21 protein-coding genes are annotated in these 20,174 nt (G+C 41.8%); 20 read left to right on the top strand and 1 reads right to left on the bottom strand.

The genetic code is table 11. The features are described from left to right. The first annotated feature begins 211 nt into the window (after positions 1–211). A complete protein-coding gene (rho, locus tag CGSMWGV1500E_RS05785) occupies positions 212–2,137 on the top strand; it encodes a transcription termination factor Rho (RefSeq protein ID WP_004126310.1) in 1,926 nt (641 codons plus the stop codon). Between the two features lie 120 nt (positions 2,138–2,257). Here rho and CGSMWGV1500E_RS05790 read toward each other — a convergent pair whose 3' ends face one another. Beyond that, positions 2,258–3,463, bottom strand: coding sequence for a pyridoxal phosphate-dependent aminotransferase (locus CGSMWGV1500E_RS05790; protein WP_004126307.1), 1,206 nt, complete (start codon positions 3,461–3,463; stop codon positions 2,258–2,260). A 221-nt stretch (positions 3,464–3,684) separates the two neighbouring features. On the opposite strand from CGSMWGV1500E_RS05790, the gene CGSMWGV1500E_RS05795 reads away from it, so the two are divergent. The 19 genes from CGSMWGV1500E_RS05795 (at position 3,685) to CGSMWGV1500E_RS05885 (ending at position 20,136) form a co-directional block, all read left to right on the top strand. After that, positions 3,685–4,146 carry an Lrp/AsnC family transcriptional regulator gene (locus CGSMWGV1500E_RS05795; protein ID WP_004126304.1) on the top strand — a complete coding sequence of 154 codons (462 nt, stop codon included), beginning with the start codon at positions 3,685–3,687 and terminating at the stop codon, positions 4,144–4,146. A gap of 20 nt (positions 4,147–4,166) precedes the next feature. Then, positions 4,167–4,508, top strand: a complete 342-nt coding sequence (locus CGSMWGV1500E_RS05800) for a chorismate mutase (protein WP_004126303.1) — start codon at positions 4,167–4,169, stop codon at positions 4,506–4,508. Positions 4,509–4,605: 97 nt separating this feature from the next. Continuing rightward, positions 4,606–5,661: a class II fructose-bisphosphate aldolase gene (gene fbaA / locus CGSMWGV1500E_RS05805; RefSeq protein ID WP_004126301.1), complete on the top strand. Its 1,056-nt coding sequence runs from the start codon at positions 4,606–4,608 to the stop codon at positions 5,659–5,661. A 119-nt stretch (positions 5,662–5,780) separates the two neighbouring features. After that, positions 5,781–7,082, top strand: a complete 1,302-nt coding sequence (locus CGSMWGV1500E_RS05810) for an adenylosuccinate synthase (protein ID WP_004126299.1) — start codon at positions 5,781–5,783, stop codon at positions 7,080–7,082. 95 nt (positions 7,083–7,177) lie between these two features. Next, positions 7,178–7,681 carry a fluoride efflux transporter FluC gene (locus CGSMWGV1500E_RS05815; RefSeq protein ID WP_004126296.1) on the top strand — a complete coding sequence of 168 codons (504 nt, stop codon included), beginning with the start codon at positions 7,178–7,180 and terminating at the stop codon, positions 7,679–7,681. Continuing rightward, a complete protein-coding gene (locus CGSMWGV1500E_RS05820) occupies positions 7,681–8,091 on the top strand; it encodes a fluoride efflux transporter FluC (RefSeq protein ID WP_004126289.1) in 411 nt (136 codons plus the stop codon). Before CGSMWGV1500E_RS05815 ends, CGSMWGV1500E_RS05820 begins: the two co-directional genes overlap by 1 nt. A gap of 39 nt (positions 8,092–8,130) precedes the next feature. Continuing rightward, the gene (locus CGSMWGV1500E_RS05825; protein ID WP_032843354.1) at positions 8,131–9,498 is read left to right on the top strand and encodes a ClC family H(+)/Cl(-) exchange transporter; all 1,368 of its coding nucleotides are present in this window, start codon (positions 8,131–8,133) and stop codon (positions 9,496–9,498) included. Between the two features lie 67 nt (positions 9,499–9,565). Beyond that, positions 9,566–10,714: a hypothetical protein gene (locus CGSMWGV1500E_RS05830; RefSeq protein WP_004126287.1), complete on the top strand. Its 1,149-nt coding sequence runs from the start codon at positions 9,566–9,568 to the stop codon at positions 10,712–10,714. Further along, the gene (locus CGSMWGV1500E_RS05835; RefSeq protein ID WP_004126286.1) at positions 10,701–11,834 is read left to right on the top strand and encodes a CpaF family protein; all 1,134 of its coding nucleotides are present in this window, start codon (positions 10,701–10,703) and stop codon (positions 11,832–11,834) included. The genes CGSMWGV1500E_RS05830 and CGSMWGV1500E_RS05835 overlap by 14 nt, the downstream gene beginning before the upstream one ends. Before the next feature lie 24 nt (positions 11,835–11,858). Then, positions 11,859–12,434, top strand: coding sequence for a type II secretion system F family protein (locus CGSMWGV1500E_RS05840; protein ID WP_004126285.1), 576 nt, complete (start codon positions 11,859–11,861; stop codon positions 12,432–12,434). A 2-nt stretch (positions 12,435–12,436) separates the two neighbouring features. Next, positions 12,437–13,084 carry a type II secretion system F family protein gene (locus tag CGSMWGV1500E_RS05845; RefSeq protein ID WP_004126284.1) on the top strand — a complete coding sequence of 216 codons (648 nt, stop codon included), beginning with the start codon at positions 12,437–12,439 and terminating at the stop codon, positions 13,082–13,084. 181 nt (positions 13,085–13,265) lie between these two features. Then, complete coding sequence (locus CGSMWGV1500E_RS05850) at positions 13,266–13,541, top strand: DUF4244 domain-containing protein (RefSeq protein ID WP_004126283.1); 276 nt, start codon at positions 13,266–13,268, stop codon at positions 13,539–13,541. 51 nt (positions 13,542–13,592) lie between these two features. Beyond that, positions 13,593–13,988 carry a TadE family type IV pilus minor pilin gene (locus CGSMWGV1500E_RS05855; protein WP_004126282.1) on the top strand — a complete coding sequence of 132 codons (396 nt, stop codon included), beginning with the start codon at positions 13,593–13,595 and terminating at the stop codon, positions 13,986–13,988. Then, positions 13,985–14,386: an Rv3654c family TadE-like protein gene (locus CGSMWGV1500E_RS05860; protein WP_004126280.1), complete on the top strand. Its 402-nt coding sequence runs from the start codon at positions 13,985–13,987 to the stop codon at positions 14,384–14,386. The genes CGSMWGV1500E_RS05855 and CGSMWGV1500E_RS05860 overlap by 4 nt, the downstream gene beginning before the upstream one ends. A 100-nt stretch (positions 14,387–14,486) precedes the next feature. Further along, positions 14,487–16,874, top strand: a complete 2,388-nt coding sequence (gene dnaX / locus CGSMWGV1500E_RS05865; protein WP_004126279.1) for a DNA polymerase III subunit gamma/tau — start codon at positions 14,487–14,489, stop codon at positions 16,872–16,874. Between the two features lie 6 nt (positions 16,875–16,880). Beyond that, positions 16,881–17,489: a recombination mediator RecR gene (recR, locus tag CGSMWGV1500E_RS05870; RefSeq protein ID WP_004126278.1), complete on the top strand. Its 609-nt coding sequence runs from the start codon at positions 16,881–16,883 to the stop codon at positions 17,487–17,489. Between the two features lie 127 nt (positions 17,490–17,616). Further along, a complete protein-coding gene (locus CGSMWGV1500E_RS05875; RefSeq protein WP_004126261.1) occupies positions 17,617–18,381 on the top strand; it encodes an aspartate kinase in 765 nt (254 codons plus the stop codon). A gap of 77 nt (positions 18,382–18,458) precedes the next feature. Next, the gene (locus CGSMWGV1500E_RS05880) at positions 18,459–19,028 is read left to right on the top strand and encodes an ACT domain-containing protein (protein WP_004126259.1); all 570 of its coding nucleotides are present in this window, start codon (positions 18,459–18,461) and stop codon (positions 19,026–19,028) included. A 43-nt stretch (positions 19,029–19,071) separates the two neighbouring features. Further along, on the top strand, positions 19,072–20,136 hold the full coding sequence (locus CGSMWGV1500E_RS05885) for an aspartate-semialdehyde dehydrogenase (RefSeq protein WP_004126256.1): 1,065 nt from the start codon (positions 19,072–19,074) through the stop codon (positions 20,134–20,136). The last annotated feature ends 38 nt before the right edge of the window (positions 20,137–20,174 follow it).

Here is a 20,174-nt window from a genome sequence, read left to right as displayed (position 1 = left end):
TTATTAGAATATTCAGTTTATAATTTAAAAATAATTAGACTTGCTGGCGCGTCGCGGTTTGCAGCGTCGTAGAGCTGTAGTAGCATACATAATGTTCGTGGTTGTGTACATTGTTATGTAGTAATCATGAGTTCGTGACGGATTTTCCGTAATCTTCCATACAAAGGCTTGCCGGTAGTATATTCCGTGTGAGTTAGGGAAAGGTAAAATTGTGGCAACAAGCCAAAATCTTGAGAAAATGAAGCTCTCAGAATTGAAAGATCTTGCGAAGCAAATGGGTTTGCGCGGCACTTCGACCATGCGCAAGCCTGAATTGTTAGCTACATTGAATGCAGCACGCAATGGGGGAGAAGCGCCTGCTGGTGTAAGCGTTCGCACGCCTTACAATTCTACGAGTGCAAGTAAGTCTGCAGATACTCGTGCAGATAATGAAGAAGTTCGTTCGTTGGATGACGATAAAGACTTGGAAGCGTTGGAAAACTTAGTGCCAAATGCAAATAATGATCGTCGCAGGCGCGACGAAGATTTTGGATCTAAGAATTATCGACGAGATAATAATCGTAATTCTTCTTTCCAGCGTCGTCGTGTAAATGATGAGCGAGATAACAATCGTGATCGTCGTGCAGAAGGAGTAGATTCGCGCGATTTGGATCAGATTTTGGCAACTTTGCCAGGAGATGAATCTCGTTCTGAAGGCGAATCTCGTCGACAGCGTGGATCTTCTCGCGATTTTGATCGCGAAGAGCAAGATAATAAGTCGGAGCGTTTCCAGCGTCGCATGCGTGGTCGCGGTAGAGATTATGAGGATGATCGGGAGGATTATTCTGATCATGATGATCGTCAAGATCGTCAGGAGCGTCAAGATCGACAGGAGCGTAAAGATCGCTCTGAGCGCAATTCTCGTTTAGACCGTGATAATCGTGAGAGCCGCGAAGAGCGCGATTCTCGAGAATCTCGCCGCGAAGAGCCTCAGGAAGATCTTGTTCCAGTAGCAGGTATTGTTGATGTGCTCGAATCTTACGCATTTGTACGCACTTCTGGTTACCTTCCAGGGCCAAATGACGTGTACGTTTCAATGAGCCAAATTAAAAAGTATGGTTTGCGCAAGGGCGATGCTGTGCAAGGCTCTATTCGTGCACCTCGCGAGGGCGATCGTAGAAATCAGCGTCAGAAGTTTGTTCCGTTGCAAACTGTTAATAGCATTAATGGCATGAGTGTTGAAGAGGCTCAGAATCGTCCGCAATTTGCTAAGCTTACGCCGCTGTACCCTAATGAGCGCTTACGCCAAGAAACTACTGCTAATCGCATGCTTGGTCGTGTTATTGATTTGGTTGCGCCAATCGGTAAGGGTCAGCGCGGTTTGATTGTGTCTCCTCCAAAAGCTGGCAAGACTATTACGCTGCAAAATATTGCTAACGCTATTACTACGAACAATCCTGAAGTGCATTTGATGGTTGTTCTTGTAGATGAGCGTCCAGAAGAAGTTACGGATATGGAGCGTACGGTTCAGGGTGAAGTGATTTCTTCAACGTTTGACCGTCCTGCTTCCGACCATACTACAGTTGCAGAGCTTGCAATTGAGCGCGCTAAGCGTTTAGTTGAGCTTGGCCAGGATGTTGTTGTTTTGCTTGATTCTATGACTCGTTTGGCTCGTGCATACAACATCGCTGCTCCTGCTTCTGGACGTATTCTTTCTGGTGGTGTTGATGCTCAGGCGTTGTATCCACCAAAGAAGTTCTTTGGTGCTGCTCGAAATATTGAAGACGGCGGCTCTTTGACGATTATTTCTTCCGCTCTGGTTGAAACTGGATCTAAGATGGATGAGGTTATTTTCGAAGAGTTCAAGGGCACTGGCAACATGGAATTGCGTTTGAGCCGCGACTTGGCAGATAAGCGTCTGTTCCCTGCTGTAGATATTAATGCTTCTGGAACTCGTCGTGAGGAATTGATTACTCCGGCTAACGAACTTCCTATTATCTACCGTTTGCGTCGCCTATTTGGCGGTCTTGAGCCTGAGCAAGCGTATCAGACTTTGATTCCTCGCTTAAAGAAGACTGCTTCAAACCGTGATTTTTTGGCTGCTATTGTTCAGCAAGCAAACGGTTCTTCAAATACTTCTGCGCCAACTGCTGCTTAAGTGATTTGAGTGTTATTTTTAAGTTTGTAAGCTGAAAAATAACAGAATAAATGATTTTGCGCACAATCTTAAGAATCTATCCTAGGATTGTGCGCTTTTAATTGTTGCTTTTAATTGTTTTTACGCATTATTAGCAGCCTGCTGCTCAAGCGCAAACTTTCGCATGCGAGCCACAGCTTCCTTAAGTTCTTCTGATTTTCCAGCGTAAGAAAGTCGCACAAATCCGCTTCCTTCTTTTCCGAAAGCTTCTCCCGGAACAACAGCAACTTTTTCTTCTTCCAAAAGTCTTCTGCTGAATTCTTTGGAAGTTAATCCAGTTGGGCGAACGTCGACGAAAACGTAGAAAGCTCCTTGTGGCTCAATAAGTTTTAGTGCGTCGCAATCTTGTAATGCGTTAAGTACCAGATTTCGTTTTTCACGGTATTCTTCGCGCATTTGACGAACATGATCTTGAGGTCCGGTAAGAGCAGCAACTCCGCCGTATTGTGCAGTCGAATTGACGGAAGAGTGTATCATTTCCGCAATTTTACTGCTTTGCTCAATAACGTTAGCTGGTGCAAGAATATAGCCGATTCTCCAGCCGGTCATTGCGTAAGTTTTAGACAAACTTTCTACAATAATGGTTCTATCTTTCATTCCTTCAACTGCTGCAATAGATGGCGCTACAGCATCTCCTGCAGGTTCTGTTTCAGGGTCACTTGCGAATACAAATGGATGATACACTTCGTCAGAAATTACCCACAAATCAAATTCTTTACATAATTCTGCTACTTCTGCAAGTTCTTCGGCTGTAGTTACTGCGCCAGTTGGGTTGCAAGGTGAGTTGATAATAATAGCTTTAGTTCGTGGAGTAATTGCTTTGCGTATTTCTTCAGCATTAACATGCATTCCATGTTCAGGCTTAAGGGCAACTGTTACAGGAGTTGCGTCGCACATTAACACTTCTGCATCATAAGAAGTGAAGTATGGAGAAGGAATAATTACTTCGTCGCCCGGATCAATTACTGCTTTAATAGCTAAATATAAACCAATTGTAGCGCCGTCAACTGCTTGAATTTCAGTATCGGCGTCATAAACTAAGCCTTTTACTCTCTTTGTGTAATCAACTGCAGCTTTGCGGAATTCTGGAATTCCTAAAACGTCGGTATATTTTGTTTTTCCGGCTTCAATAGATTCGCAAGCTGCTTTAACAATATGATTGGAAGCAGTTTCGCCAGGCTCTCCTAGGCAGAGCGAAATAGCATCAGGGATTTGTTCTACGCGGTCAAATACGTCACGAATACCAGATCTAGGTATTGAGATTGCGTGTTCTGCTACAACAGCCATATTATCTCCCTCTACTCTTTCGACAATAAATATTATTATTTAGTTTATATTTTTTATTATTTTTCCACAAAAAAACTGAATAAAGCAAGGTATAAAAAATTTTTATATTATTTTGTTCTTTTTCTGTAAAAAATAAGGTAACATAGGTATTGCTGCCTGCCGGCGCTAGCATAAATCCGACTATAATTCTCGTTCAGCGTCGATTAGAGAATGGAGAAAATATGACAGGAAGTTCCCGTAAAGTTGAAGGCGCTTTGCCAATGGATTCAACCGATGGAGTTATTGTAGATATTCTCGAGCATGATGGTCGTGCCACGTTAACGCGTTTAGCAAAGGCTTCAGGATTATCTGTTTCTGCCGTGCAGTCGCGTGTTCAAAAGCTTGAGCGCAAGGGTGTTATTACTGGTTATCGTGCGCTTATTGATTACGAGCGTCGTGGCTTGCCAGTTAGTGCATTCGTGTCAGTTACTCCGCTTGATTTTGGTAAGGAAGCAACAATTCCTACAAAGTTGCGCGATATTCCTGGTATTGAAGCGTGCTATTCCGTCACAGGAAGCCCAAGTTTTATGCTGGTAGTTCGTGTTGCAACGCCAAGTAAGTTGGAAGAGCTAATCAATACTATTCATCGCATTGTGCCAGTAAGTACGGAAACCACAATGGTTTTGCAGACTTATTTTGATTAAAGTTTTGTATAAATCATATTATGTGTGATTTTTCTGAAACGACAATTAATCCGAGCAATACTTCATTAAATAAAAGTTGTGAAGATGCTGCGGATAAGATTTTAACGCTGCGCAAATCGATTGATAATATTGACGGTGCAATTATTGCGCTTCTAGCGGAACGTTTTAAGACTACTAATCGCATTGGCGAACTTAAAGCTAAAGCTAAATTTGCTCCTTTGGATTCTAAACGTGAGCAGGAGCAGGTTCAGCGTCTGCTAAATCTTTCTGCTGATGCTGGTTTAGATGAGTCAATCGCATTGCAGTATCACAAATTTGTAGTTACAGAGGCTAAAAAGCGTCATCAAAAGATGCAGTCGTAACTTAAAGCGTTTTAGATAGTAAGTTATTAGAACAGCTTTTGTAACACTTTTGTGTATTTGTGTAGCTTTGTGAATTATAAAGGCGGATAATACAAGTATGACTATTGCAACCGTTGAACGTTACGCGCATATGCTTGATGCTGCAAGTCGAGGTGGCTACGCGTATCCTGCTATTAATGTTACAAGTACTCAAACGCTTAATGCGGCTCTTCAAGGTTTTGCGCAAGCTGAGTCTGATGGCATTATTCAGGTTTCTGTTGGCGGTTCGGCTTATTTTTCTGGGCAGTGCGTAAATAATCGCGTTGTTGGCTCTCTTGCGTTTGCTGCTTTTGCGCATGAAGTTGCATCTCAGTACTCAAATATTACTATTGCTCTTCATACCGATCACTGTGCGGAAGCTTATCTTGACGACTGGATTCGCCCACTGTTAGCTAAAGAAGCAGAGCAAGTAAAAAGGGGTGCAGAACCTCTTTTTCAATCGCATATGTGGGATGGCTCAACTGTTAATTTGCAACATAATTTAGATGTTGCAGAAGAGTTACTTGACGCTTCACAAAAGGCTCGTACAATTCTTGAAATTGAGATTGGTGCGGTTGGTGGAGAAGAAGATGGGCATCGTGCCGATATTGACGAGCGCCTATATTCTACGCCTGAAGATGCTTTACGCGTTGTAAAAAAGCTTGGTTTGGGAGAGCGCGGCAGATATATGGCAGCGTTTACTTTTGGCAATGTTCACGGAGCATATAAGCCTGGCGTTGTAAAGTTACGTCCTCAATTGTTGCAAGAAATCCAACAAACTGTATACGAAGAATATAAAGATACTTGCGATACCCGTACATTTGGTGCATCTAAAAAGCCTTTCCTGCTGGTATTCCACGGAGGATCTGGCTCTACTGCTCAAGAAATTGCAGAAGCTGTGCGTTACGGCGTAGTTAAAATGAATATTGATACGGATACGCAATATGCTTTTACTCGCGCTATTGCAGGACACATGTTTAGCAATTACGATTCTGTTCTTAAAATAGATGGTGAAGTTGGCGAAAAGAAACTTTACGATCCTCGTTCTTGGGGTCGTGAAGCTGAAAAAGCCATGGCTCAACGCGTGGTAGAAGCTTGTGTGCAGCTTGGCTCTGCTGGTAAAGCATTGAAATAGTTAGCTTTCATACTTAAAAGATTTTTTCTTCTCATTAATCGGTAGGGGCGTAGCGATAACCTTGTCAGGTAGGATTGTGCAAATTTGGGCAACGTTAGCCCAAAAAATGGAGGTGTGGCATGCCTGGTATTGTGCTTATTGGTGCTCAATGGGGTGACGAAGGTAAAGGTAAAGCAACAGATTTAATTGGATCTAAAGTTGATATTGTCGCACGTTTTAATGGTGGCAACAATGCTGGCCATACCGTTGTAGTTGGAGATAAGTCTTACGCGCTGCATTTGCTTCCAAGTGGCATTATTAGCCCTAATGTAACTCCTGTAATTGGCAACGGCGTTGTTGTTGATCCGGAAGTTTTGTTTGAAGAGATTGATGCTTTGGAATCTCGTGGAGTTGATTGCTCGCGTTTGCTGGTAAGCGAAGCTGCACATATTATTACTCCGTATCATCGTGTAATAGATAAGGTTACAGAGCGTTTCCTTGGAAAGCACAAAATTGGTACAACCGGTCGCGGTATTGGGCCTACTTATGCGGATAAAATTAATCGCGTAGGAATTCGCGTACATGATTTATTTAATGCTGAGCATTTGCGTGACAAAGTTGAGGCGAGCTTGCATCAAAAGAATCAGATGCTTGTGAAGCTTTATAATCAGCATCCTATTGATATTGACGCTGTAACTGCCCAGCTTGTTGAACTCGGTAAGCGTTTGAAGCCTTATATTGCTGACACTTCGCTAGTTTTAAATAAGGCAATGGATGAAGGCAAAACCGTTCTGTTCGAAGGCGGACAAGCCACAATGCTTGACGTTGACCACGGCACCTACCCATTCGTTACTTCTTCGAATCCTACTGCTGGCGGCGCTTGCACAGGTACGGGCGTTGGCCCAACTCGTATTACTCGCGTAATTGGTGTTGCTAAGGCTTATATCACTCGTGTTGGTGAAGGCCCATTCCCAACTGAGCTTTTGGATGAGCAGGGCGATTGGTTGCGTGAGCAAGGTCATGAATATGGTGTTACAACAGGCCGTCCTCGTCGCTGCGGCTGGTTTGATTCTGTAGTAAGCCGTTATGCAACTCGCGTAAATGGTTTAACAGATATTGTTCTTACCAAGCTTGATGTTTTAACAGGATTGAAGGAAATTCCAGTTTGTGTAGCTTACGATGTGACTTTGGCAGATGGAACTTGCAAGCGCATGGAAGAAATGCCTGTGGACCAGTCTCTATTCGCTTGTGCAAAGCCAGTTTATGAGATGGTTTCTGGTTGGAGTGAGGATATTTCTCAAATTCACAAGTTTGAAGACTTGCCTCAGAATACTCAGAATTACGTGAAGCGTTTGGAAGAGCTTTCTAATTGCCGTATTTCTGCCATTGGCACTGGTCCGCAGCGAGATCACATTATTAGTGTTCACTCTCTGACTAACTGAATTGTCTATTGGCTGATGATTAACTTAACAAAACGGCACTTCTCAATTGAGAGTGTCGTTTTGGTTTATGCAAATAGTTTTGTAAAAGAGTGAGAATGAGTAAAATAAGCGAGAAAAATTGTAAAAATAGCCGCCGCTTATATCTTTTAGTTTTTATTGGTGGCACGTGCGGAGCGTTTGTACGTGGAGTAATTTCTTCTTACGCGCCTTTAATTTACCCGGTAAATCTACAATCTTCTATATTTGGTCAGCTTACTTTAGGCACTTTCTTGTCTAATATGATTGCTTGCTTTATTTTCGCTCTTGTTACTGCAATATCTGTTAAAGCGTTATCTAAAGAAAAGCAAACTTTTTACAAATATGCTTTAGGAACGGGCTTTTGCGGCGGATTGTCAACTATGTCTACTTTCGCATTTGAAGGTGCTATGTCGTTTATTTCTCCGCGCATGACTTTTGCTATTTTTGGTATGATTCTTTCCTTAATATTTGGCGTTTTTATGGCGTTTGTTGGCAGTTGGATTGGAACGGGAATTGCAAAGCGCATTAATAAAAAGCAAGAGCAAACTGTTCAAGAAGATAATACTAAGGCGGTGAAGTGATGAATCCATTGTACGTTTTTACTATATTTGTTTTGCCTTGCTTCTTTGGCGGTTTGGGTGCTGTTTTAAGATGCGCAATGACTAAAAAAATTTCTGCAAGCCATAATAGTAGAATTCCTGTTGCAACGCTGTTTATTAATTGTTTAGCTTCGTTTACTTTAGGAGTTGTTGCTAATGTTTTTATGGTTGCAGTATCAATTTTTGGCGCTAATTTTGTTTATTTGATGATTTTGGGATTTTTGGGTGGATTTTCCACGTTTTCTACCGCAATTTTTGAAGGTGTGGATCTTATTCAAAAAAAGCGCATAAAAGATGGCATTTTTCTACTTTGTGCGGAGCTTATTGCGCCATTTTTGTCTGCGTCCGTGGGTTATGTTGCTTTGCAAATTTTGTTATTTCAAATATTTTAGTATTTAAAAGTTAAGTTTTGTGCGCAGAATCGAGCAGTAGTGAGCTTTAAGAATGTAGTGAGCTTTTTAAGTAAGCAGTCAAAGCAAATATTAGAAACTTTTTGCCAGCTTCGCTGGAAAGTAATATTAGCGGGCGTTTTAGTTGGCGTAGTTTCTGGTTCGCTCGTAGCTTTTTACAGATTTGGCATTGAATATGGTACCGATTTTGCGCGTTGGATGTACTTGCAAATTTGGCATAACGCATGGTGGATTGTGCCATGCTTAATTTTTGCCATAATTGCAGGCCTGATTATTGGTTGGATGAGTGTTAAGGAAAGCATGGCTTCCGGAAGCGGTATTCCACAAGTTGTTGGCTACGTCCGTCGTGGATTAAATATGCGCTGGCACACTATTTTGCCGGTGCGTTTTGTTGGTGGTTTTCTAGGTTCTTTATTCGGATTGTCGCTTGGGCGTGAAGGCCCGTCAATTCAAATCGGCGCATGCGGGGCTCAAATGTTGTCTCGAATCTTCCGTAAAGGAAAGAGAGACGATATTGAGGAGCATTATATTGTAACTGCTGGTGCTGCTGCCGGTCTTTCTGCAGCATTTTCTGCTCCTCTTTCTGGAGTTATGTTTGCTTTAGAAGAAGTACAGCATGGAATATCGTCTACAGTTTTAATGGGCGCTGCTGTCGCTTCTCTTTTTGCTGATTTTGTTTCACAAACCTGCTTCGGTTTGCGCCCAGTGCTTGATTTCGGTCAAATTCCAGATTTGCCAATGGGATTGCATGTTTGGCTTATTCCACTTGGTATTTTTGCCGGATTTGTGGGCTCTTTAATGAATCGTTCTCTTCTTGGGTTGCAAACATTGTATGGCTATTTGCCTAAGTGGATGCCGGTTGCAATAGCCTGCTTAATTGCAGTACCAGTTGGTTTATTCCTTCCAGAAGTTCTCGGAGGTGGATCTAACTTAGTGCGCCTTTCGGAATATGGAAAAATAAGTATTGCAATGCTTTGTTTGCTCTTTGTTGCAAAAATGCTTTTTACTTCAACAAGTTTTGGTTGCGGTGCTCCTGGAGGCATTTTTATGCCAATACTTGCTGTTGGTGCGCTCGCAGGCGGAGTTGCAGCTCGCAGTATTACTAGCATTTCAGCATTTGGTATTGACGCAAAATTCGTATCCGTGTTTGCGGTTTGTGTGATGGCTGGAACGCTTTCTGCTTCTGTAAAAGCTCCACTTACTTCGATTTTGCTAACAGTTGAAATGTCTGGAACTATGATTCATACACTTCCAGTGGCAGCTTCCGCATTTATTGCGTTGCTTGTTTCGGATATTCTAAAAACTAAGCCGGTTTATAGCGAACTTCTTGAACGGTATATGCAATCTCATGGAGATCTTGTTCTTAATAATGCACTAATTGCCGAATGATTAATGTTTTAACCACATTGGTTTAATTTTATTGCAAACCAACTTGCGTATGCGTTTCAATAGGCGCATGAGTACAAATATTGATTTAAATAACAAGTTGGCTAGCGCTAGGCAAACTGATTCAAGTGGTACTAGCAATTTAGCTAGATTTAGTGCGTCGAAAGACGTTAATCGTTACGTTTACCCACCTCAAGCGTCGAGCTATTCTAATCCAAGCGCAATTCGTAGTGATTGTGTTAATTCATCTACTCTTGTAGACGATCACACTGTAATAACTACTATTGCGCCCAAAAATCGCAATATTTCATTGCAAAATCTAAATCAGTCTTTGTGCGAATATTCAGAAGAAGCGCCGCTTGAAAGCGAATTTCTTGAGGCGCTACCTTCGAATATATTGGTTGGAACTGCGGCGACTGACGGAATTGGTTTGAGTACGTTATTGTCTATTCTGGCTCGTTATATAAGCAAGCAAGGCTACAGTGTGGCGATTATAGATGCTGATTTAACGCATGGTGGTTTGGATGTTTTGTTGGGGTTAGAATCCGACGAAGGCAGGCGTTTGCAAGAAGTAGAAGCACCTCTTGGTCGTTGTGATGGATATGTGCTAAAAAATGAGCTTATTCATTGGGATGATGTTGATGTTTTAGCATTTTCTCCATGGCGAAGCGAACGCCCAGAGCCGTGGGTTGTTGAGGCTGTAATTCGCGCTTTAGCTGAAGCTTGCGATGTGGTTATTGTAGATATTGGATCAGGAAAATCCTCAGTTGAAATTTACAAAAGTATTCCCCAACTTTCTGCTTCTGCAACTCTTGCTTCTGTTGAATTATCTGTTCTCGATTTAGCTCGTTTTCGCGCATATTCGCATGTGCTTAAGTCAACTTGCAATGTTGATATTAGTAGCGATGAATTTGCCGCAATAGGGATGTTCCCTAGAGGCTTAAAACAAAAATCATATGTTTTAAATGTTGACGAAGCTTCTGAATATCTTTCAACACAGATATTAGGATTTTTGCCGTATGATTCAAACCTTCATGCAGACATTATAGGAGGCTATGGTATTCGCGAAGTCCCTTCTTGTATGAAATCAGCTATGAAAAAACTAGGAAACTGGCTTTTAGCAGAGGCAATCTTTAGCAAAAAAGAAAGTTCAAACAAACATCGTCATTCTAAATTTAGTCATTTTTCATATTCAAGGGGAAAGTATGGTCGTAAATAATTCTCACGATATTGATTTTGGAATTTTGCAGGAATTTGCAAATGATTCACGGGTTACAGATATGGTTGTGAGCGAAGATGGGCGCGTGTGGGTAGATTGTGGGCAGGGTTTAAAAGAGTGCAAGCCTAGAGTGCCAATGCATAGCCCTAAATTATTGAGAGAGTATGCAGTGTGGTTGTGTGCTCAGCTTGGCAAAAGGCTTGATGATGCTTGCCCTATTGCGGACGCTTCAACTAACTCTGGTATTCGTATTCACGCAGTTTTAGCACCAGTAGTAGCGCAAGGTGCAGCTTTGTCAGTGCGATTTCCAACTTTAAAAAAGTACGACTTATTAGCGTTAAGTAGTCAAGGAATGTTTCCTAAAGAAATTGCGTATGTTCTTGGATTTCTTGTGAAATTAAAGGCAAACATATTGATTACCGGCAGCACTGGTTCTGGTAAAACTACGCTTATGAAAGCTCTTCTTGCAATGGCGGATTCACATGATCGAATTATTTCCGTGGAAGAAACTCGTGAATTAGGTGAGCTGACTGCAAATCATGTTTCGCTAAGCGTTCGCGAAGCCAATGTGGAAGGGGTTGGAGAAATTGGATTATCTCAATTAGTAAAAGCAACTTTGAGAATGCGCCCAGACAGAATTGTTTTAGGCGAGTGCAGAGGGGAAGAAATTGCTGATTTGCTACGCGTTTTTACTTCCGGCCATAAAGGCGGCATGACTACGATTCATGCGGATGAGGTAGAAAAAGTTCCTGCTCGACTTATGGCTCTTGGCTTGCTCGCTAAATTAGAGCCTGCAGCATTATGCGCTTTGGCTGCGGGAGCTTTTGATGTGGTAATTCATGTGGAGCGTGCTTCGGATGGCAGACGCATGGTTCGCGAAATTGGCGTTCTGCAATATTTGCCTGCCGCTTCGGCTTTACAAGGTAAAGCAGTTTTGCGTTTAGAACGATGTTTTAGCGACGGTAGTATGCGCATGCTTGTTTTACCTGAGTGGAAAAAGTTTGCTAAGTGTTGGAGGCTTCCAGAAGATATTAGTAATATTTGCGCGAGTAATTTTAGTAAAAATAGTTTTAATCAACGTAATTTTAATCAACGTAATTTTAATCAAATAGCTTCGTAACTTTCATTTTTTGATTGGGGGAATATGGATATTGAAGAAGCTCTTGCAGGTTTAATTGCTGCATTGAGATCCGGCTCAACGTTTGAAATGATATTGCAAAATGATGCTGATTTTAAGAATAGTATTTGTTCTAATGAAGTAAGTGCAAAAATGATTTACAGATGGATTAATAATAGATGTTCTATTAAAAATCAAAATCTATCTGCGGCTCAGCGTAGGCGCATTGAAAACCATATGCGATCTGTTTGCGAAAATCTTATGGCAGCTTATGAATTAAGCAATACTTTAGGCTGTGAAATGGCTACTTGCGTAGAAGCTGCTTCGGCATCGTACCATGCTCGCCGTAGAGCGGAAGATCTTCAAGCAGACGTATCTGCAATGCCAACTGCCACAATAAAATTACTCACCGCATTGCCTTGTTTGTCTCTATTAGCAGGTGAATTGCTTGGCGGACATCCGATTCTTATTTTGCTAACTACCGTATATGGGTGGGTTTTGTTGATTGTTGGCTCAATTTCTTACAGCCTTGGCTTGGCATGGGTTAAGTCAATGTTGCGAATATCTAATCATACTATGGCAAGTTCGGTTATTAGGAAGTAAAAATGGAGTATAACAGTCGTCTTTTGCTGATTGTGCCTGTATTCGTTATTATGGCTTGGCAATTTTGCAATATTTCTTTTGGTTCTAAAACGTTGCTTGGCTATAAAAGATTAAATATTGGCGATTCTGATACTAAATATGAGTGGCGTAATGCTTATTCTAAAGATATTGATCCTCTGCTTGGATTGCATATGATTATTGTTGCTTTGCGCAGTGGCGTTGCTATTCCTAGAGCTTTGAATGTAGTCGGTGCTGTTTTGCCCGGCGGGCATGGATTGTGGATGTGTGAGGTGTCCAGAGCGTTGATTTCTGGAGATAGCTGGCATGAAGCATGGTCTCCGCCGCATGTTCGTAAAAATATTCAAGCTGTCTCAAAAAGCACAAGCCGCAACAAAAAACTTGAAAAAATAGATTCATCGTTGGTTTTAGCAACTTGGTTAATGACTTCTTTGCGCGAATCTTGGTGTAATGGATCTTCGCCTGTTCCGGTTCTACTTGCGCTTTCTAAGCATTACGAAATCACTATGGAAAATGTTGCTAGGCAAGAAACTTCCAGGCTGTCTGTGCGATTATTGCTACCAGTTGGATTGTGCTTTTTGCCAGCTTTTATATGTATTGGTATTATTCCTACGGTTGCTTCTCTTATGTGATAGTAGATTAAATTTTGTTAAGAAAATCTTATTTTTGAATTTTCTTAAGTATTTTCCAAAAGATTTCAATACTTTCTAGCTTTTATCCACAATGAAGATTTTTTCTTGGACTTCGCAAATCAACCTGCAAAAATATTTTTATCCGAAAATTTCGGATAAATTGAAGGGAAAGGTACAAATAATGGTTGGGATAATTCAAAAGCTTGTTGCAAGATACACTGTATCGATGCTTCAAGTAAATGACCAATTATCAGTGGTAGAAATGCGCCTTAATCAAAAAGGTAAGCAGTATATTAACAATCTTCAAAAGCAAGATTCTGGTGCTGTAACCGCCGAGTATGCTGTAGTGCTTATTGCTGCTACTGGTTTTGCTGCATTATTAGTTGCCATTTTGAAATCAGATGCAATACGCAAAACATTGACAGAATTAGTGAAAAAAGCGTTGAAAATTGGTTGATTGATTTTGGCTAATCTATTGATGCGCTATGTTTAGTGAAATGAGCTTATGATGCGGAAGAATATTTTGCGCAAATGTTTTGTGTTATGCAAAAAATTATTGCGTAATATTAATACGCGTGATTTTGGTGCTGTAACTGCTGAATTTGCAGTTGTTTTGCCGTGTGCAATAGTGCTTGTAGTTGTACTTCTTGGAGTTGGTAGAGCAGTAGTATGCAATATGAATTGCCATGATGCGGCTTCTCAGGTTGCTTACTACATAGTTACTCATCACGACGATAAAGCTGCTGCAAGTATCGTGCAGAAAGTTGCAGGTTCAGGAGCATCTGTGCAAATAAATCGTAATGGGAATATGGCTAATATTGTTGTGAAATGTCCTCTTATTCCAGATCCGCTTCACATATTGCCTCCTTTGGTGGAAAGTCACGTAAGTCAGGTTTTGGAATGAGTTTTCATTGTTATTTTAATTGTTTAGTATCTTTCGCTCGTAAGAAGAGCAGTAAGGCAGATTGCGGTTCTGGCACAGCGCTAGGCGTTATGCTGGTAATCGCAGTCTGCTCAATGCTCGCTGTTGCTGCAATTTTGGGGCATGTTCTTAGCGCTAGACATCAAGCTTACGCAGTTGCTACTGCGGCTGCGTTGTCGGGTGCTTCCGCTTTACAGCGCATGGAAAATAATCCTTGTGAATTTTCTACTAGAACTGTTACTTCAAGTCACGCAATATTGAAATCTTGTAAGTCAGCTAAAGATGAAGTCACTGTAAGCGTTACAGTTCCTTTGAATATTCCTTTAGCTCCAAGTGTAGAGGCGTCTGCTCGAGCAGCATTGGAAGATTGTGATAAATAAAAGTAATTAATATTCTTTTGTTTATAAGAGGGTGGCGGCTGCTGCTAATCTGAAATAAGATATATCGGGGAAACATTTAGGTCGCGGTAGGTTAGAAAACATGGCACTTGCACTGTATCGTAGATATCGTCCGGACACATTTGATGGTGTTATTGGGCAGGATCAAGTTACCGTACCTTTGTCTAGAGCATTAGACCAAGGCAAAATTACTCATGCTTATTTATTCTCTGGCCCTCGCGGATGCGGTAAGACCAGCTCTGCGCGCATTTTGGCACGTTGCATTAATTGTGAAAAAGGCCCTACTTCGCATCCATGTGGTAAATGCCAGAGCTGTAAAGATTTGGCAACTGGTGGCCCTGGGTCTATTGATGTTGTAGAAATAGATGCTGCAAGCCATAACGGTGTTGACGACGCTCGAGAGCTTCGAGAGCGTGCGGGTTTTGCTCCAGCTCGAGACCGCTATAAAATCTTTATTCTCGATGAAGCTCATATGGTAACTCCACAAGGTTTCAACGCATTGTTGAAAATTGTAGAAGAGCCTCCTGAGCACGTTATGTTCATTTTTGCTACTACTGAACCAGATAAAGTAATTGGCACTATTCGTTCTCGCACTCATCATTACCCATTCCGCCTAGTTCCGCCAGAAGTTATGGGCCCTTATCTTGAAGATATATGCAAGAAGGAAAGTATTAACCCTGCTCCTGGTGTTTTACGTCTTGCTATGAGAGCAGGTGCGGGTTCAATGCGTGACACTCTTTCTGTGCTTGATCAACTTATGGTCGGTGCAGTTGATGGTGCTATTTCTTTGGATTCTGCAGTTGCTTTGCTTGGGTTTACGCCTAGTGAGTTAATTTCTGAAGCCATTGATGCGCTTATTGAACATGATGGTGCTGCAATATATGACGTTGTTCGTCGCGTTGTTGTTGGCGGCTACGATACTAGGAAATTTGTTGAAGATTTGTTAGGCAGAGTGCGAGATTTGCTTCTTATGGTTTCTGCTGGTGCTAAAGCTGCTTCCGATCTGCTTAATGATATTGCTCCAGAAGATTTGGAAACCTTGCAGCGTCAATCTTCGCAAATAACGTTACCTAATTTAGCGCGTATGGCTCAAACTATTAATGAAGCGCTAAGTTCAATGGCCGGTGCTGTTTCTCCTCGAATGAATCTGGAAATTCTTGTTGCTCGTTTGCTTGCGGATAGTGACATTACTGCAAATGTTACTGCAAATGTTACTGCAAATGTGCAAGGTAGATCTTTTATAGGTGCAACAAATTCGCAAAATAAATCTTTTGTGCAAAAGCAGCAAGGTAAGTCTTCTGTGAAAGAAACTAAGCATGAAGAGCTTTTGGAATCTTCTGTGCAATCTTCTGCACAATCTTCGCCGGTAGCTTCTTTGGAATCCTCGTCGCAAGCTTCGCAAGAATCCTCTAATTCTGTTACAAAAACGCATAATAATGATTCTCTGAGTGCAGACGAAATGTGGGATGAAGTAGTCTCTAAGTTGCCAGAAGATGCGCGCGAATATGTGACGCGTACGTACGTTCCTAAAGTGCAATTAAACTCTGAGCAATCTGGGCGTCAGCGTTTAGTGCTCACCTTTAATGAGCCTATGAGTCAGCATGCTTTTGCGCTCGCAGTATGCACTACATCTCCTTACGATGGTCAAAAAGTACCAAAAGTGGTAATGAGTGTAGTGAAAGACGTTTTTGGTAATCAAGTAATGATTGCTCCTGCTCCTGTTGCGTCTAACGGAGAAGCGGTTGAATCCGTTGCAAGAATGGATTCTAAGCGTCTTGCTCAAGTAAAACGCGATATTTTATTGCGTAAAACTGGCATGGCTGCAGGATTTATTGGTAAAACAACTTCTGACAGTGGTGGATTCCCTGAAAGTAAAACAGAAAAGGATTCCTCGGATTTTCTAAACGCTGATGGCTCCGCAGCATCAGTAGTATTTGAGAATACTGCGGAAGATGCAAAGCAAGAAGCTTCTTTGACGGACGTTGAAGATGATGCTTGGGCAGATATGTCATCTGTGCCTATTGCGGATGTTATGACACTTCCTAACGCTTCTACTTCGGCACTTGATGTATCTACTAAAACTCAAGGCAAATCGCAAACAGAAATGCAGTCTGCACAATCTAATGCTGACGGGTATAATGCTGACGTTACTAATGCGAATGTTTCAAATGTAGACGATTCAGGCGCTTCTAAGTCAAGTGTTTCTGATTCAGGTGCTGCTAATCCAAGTTCTTCTGGTACAAGTTCTGCTGGTCCAAAAGAAATTACGCAAGAGCCTGTAGTTCCTACAAGTGGAGCGTCTGCAGATGAATGTTCTATGGATGATATTTCCTTGGAAGCTGCATCTTCAGTAGACGTGGATGATCTTAAGGCAATGTTTGAGGTTAAAAAGGTTGAAGAATTTGCTGCAACCGATCCAAAAAATCCAAAGAATATTTCTGCAAACGTTAAGAAAAAGCAAGAGGAGTAGTTAACTGTGCATAATGCATCGTCGTACGATGGCGCAATTGGTCGTTTAATTGACGAGTTTTCAAAACTTCCTGGAATCGGACCTAAAGGCGCTCAACGCATTGCTTTTTATATACTTTCTGCGTCTGAACAAGAAGCGCAATCTTTAATAGATGCCATAAACGATATGAAGTCGAGTGTGCGCTTTTGTGATATTTGCGGAAATGTTTGCGAACAAAGCCCTTGTGCGGTTTGTGCAGATCCTCGCAGAGACCATAGCAAAATATGCGTAGTTGAAGAGCCTAAAGACATTATGAGCATTGAGCGCACTCATGAATATGATGGCGTTTACCACGTTCTTGGCGGAGCTATAAACCCAATGGCAAATGTTGGTCCTGGAGATTTATCAATTACTCAATTACTTGAGCGTCTTAAAAATCCTCAAATTAAAGAGGTTATTCTCGCGCTTGACCCAAATATTGAAGGCGAAGCAACAGTTACATATTTGGCTCGCCTGTTAGATCCTCTAGGTATTAAAATCACGCGTTTGGCAAGTGGTTTGCCTGTTGGCGGCGATTTGGAATATGCGGATGAAATTACTCTCGGACGCGCTTTCAGCGGGCGACAAGCTGTGTAGGAGTAAAATTTAACGAACAAATTATCAATAATTGCGAATAATAGGGCGCGGTTGATACTCTGATACCAGACCAAATATTTGGAATATCCGTTCGTTCATCTTTTTAGACATGAGCAAGGGGTAAAAATTGGCGCTTATCGTACAGAAATACGGCGGCTCGTCTGTAGCTGACACCGATTCCATACAGCGCGTTGCTAATCGTATTCTTTCCACAAAAGCAGCTGGCAATGATGTAGCAGTTGTAGTTTCTGCAATGGGAGACACTACTGACGATTTAATTGATCAGGCAATGAGTGTTAATGCGCATCCTCCTGCTCGCGAAATGGATATGCTTATGACTGCAGGCGAGCGCATCTCTATGAGCTTGCTTGCTATGGCTATTCATGCTCAAGGATCTCACGCATACTCTTTTACCGGTTCTCAAGCCGGTTTTATGACAGACGCGCAGTTTGGTGCAGCGCATATTCGCGCAGTTAAGCCGGATCGTGTTCGTCGCGCGCTGAATAAGGGCAGTGTTGCAATTGTTGCAGGCTTCCAAGGAATTAGTGAGGTTGGTGATGACACAACTCTCGGTAGGGGTGGTTCGGATACTTCTGCTGTAGCGCTTGCAGTTGCTTTAGGTGCTGATATTTGTGAAATTTATACAGATGTCGATGGCGTTTTTACAGCTGATCCGCGCATTGTTCCAACAGCTAAACGTATTCCAGTTATTGATTATGATTCAATGCTAGAAATGTCTTCATGTGGTTCGCGTGTGCTCGCGTTGCGTTGCGTTGAGTATGCTCAGCGTTTTAGTATGCCGCTTCACGTTAGGAGTTCCTTCTCTCACAGAAACGGAACTCTTATTGTGCCGCGAAATGTTGATCCACGTACTTTACCTAATTTAAGTTGATTTAAGCAAGTTTATTTTTATAGATAATTATTTTTTATAGATAATATTTAGGCAAATAGAAATTAAGGGCGGTAATAATGGTAAATCAGGATATTCGTTCTACCATGGGTGATTTGTTTCCAGATTTAGGACCGGAAACACCTGTGATTTCAGGTATTGCTCATGATCGTAGTGAATCTATGATTACAGTTCGCGGTATTCCGGACGTTCCTGGAATGGCTGCAAAAGTATTTACTACTCTTGCAAAAGCTAATGCGAATATTGATATGATTGCTCAGGCAAGTGCGTCTACTGGCACCGCTGATATTTCTCTTACTGCTCCTAGCTCGTCAATGGAAGCGGTTCGTAGTGTTCTTTTAGCTGCTAAAGATGAGCTTAAGTTCACTTCTATGGATGTTGATCCTACTGTTGGGAAAGTTGCTGTTGTTGGCGTTGGTATGAAGACGCACTCTGGTTTAGCGGCTACTTTCTTTACTGCATTAAGTGATCACGGTATTAATACCCTTATGATTTCTACTTCAGAAATTCGTATTGCAGCTTTGGTTCCTGTTAATCAGCTTGATGAAGCTGTTCGAGCTTTACATACGGCTTACGGATTGGATGCTAACCAAATCGAAGCTGTTGTTTACGGCGGAAGCGGACGTTAAAAATCGAAATTATTAGCATAACCATTATTAAGGGAGAAATAAGATGACGATTATCAATGAAACAGGCGTAAACGTAGCTGTTTTAGGCGCTACTGGCCAAGTTGGCATGGTAATGCGCCGTGTGCTTGATGAGCGTGATTTTCCCGTTCGAGATTTACGTTTTATGGCTTCTGCTCACTCTGCGGGAACAGTTTTGCAATATCGTGGGAAAGATATTGTTGTAGAAGATGTAGAAAAAGCTGATTTGCGCGGAATTGATATAGCTATTTTTTCTGCAGGCGGTGGAACTTCAAAAATCTGGGCTCCAAAATTTGCTGAAGCTGGCGCAATAGTAGTAGATAATTCTTCTCAATGGCGTATGCATGACGATGTACCGCTGGTTGTTGCAGAAGTAAATCCCGAAGATTTAGACACAATCCCTTGTGGAATAGTAGCAAATCCAAATTGCACAACAATGGCTTGCATGCCAGTGTTGAAGCCACTTGCAGATTCTTTTGGATTAAAGCGGTTAATAGTATCTTCCTACCAGGCTGTTTCTGGAGCTGGAAGAGCTGGTGCTTTGCAGCTTATGAATGAGGCTCAAGCTGCGCTAAATCAAGGCGCGGATAAATTGGTTTTTGATGGTAGTGCAATAGATTTTCCAGAACCTACCAAAGTTGTTCGCACAATTGCCTTCAATGTAGTGCCTTTTATTGGTGCAATTGTTGACGATGGCTCTGAAGAAACTGACGAAGAGCAAAAGTTGCGTAATGAAAGTCGTAAGATTTTACATCTGCCAAATCTTGCTGCGTCGTGCACTTGCGTTCGAGTGGGCGTTTTTACTGGACACGGTATGAGTGTTAATGCTGAGTTTGATAATGACGTAACACCGGATATGGCTCGTGAAGTTTTAAGCAAGGCGTTTGGTGTTGAATTGAATGATATTCCTACTCCTCAGCTTGCTGCAGGTAAATCCGCAAGCTATGTTGGGCGTATTCGTCAAGATCAGGCTGTAGACGGTAACCGAGGGCTGTCGCTTTTTATTACTAACGATAATCTTAGAAAAGGCGCTGCGCTTAATGCTGTTCAATTGGCGGAAATTATTGCGAAAAAACGTAATATTGCTTAAATAACGAAATTAATTGCTCGCAATTGTGAAAGTCTCTG

The sequence above is a fragment of the Gardnerella vaginalis 1500E genome (genome assembly GCF_000263595.1).
GTDB lineage: Bacteria > Actinomycetota > Actinomycetes > Actinomycetales > Bifidobacteriaceae > Bifidobacterium > Bifidobacterium vaginale_E.
The sequence above is the reverse complement of the archived record's forward strand: the minus strand, read 5'-3'. Positions and strand labels throughout refer to the sequence as shown.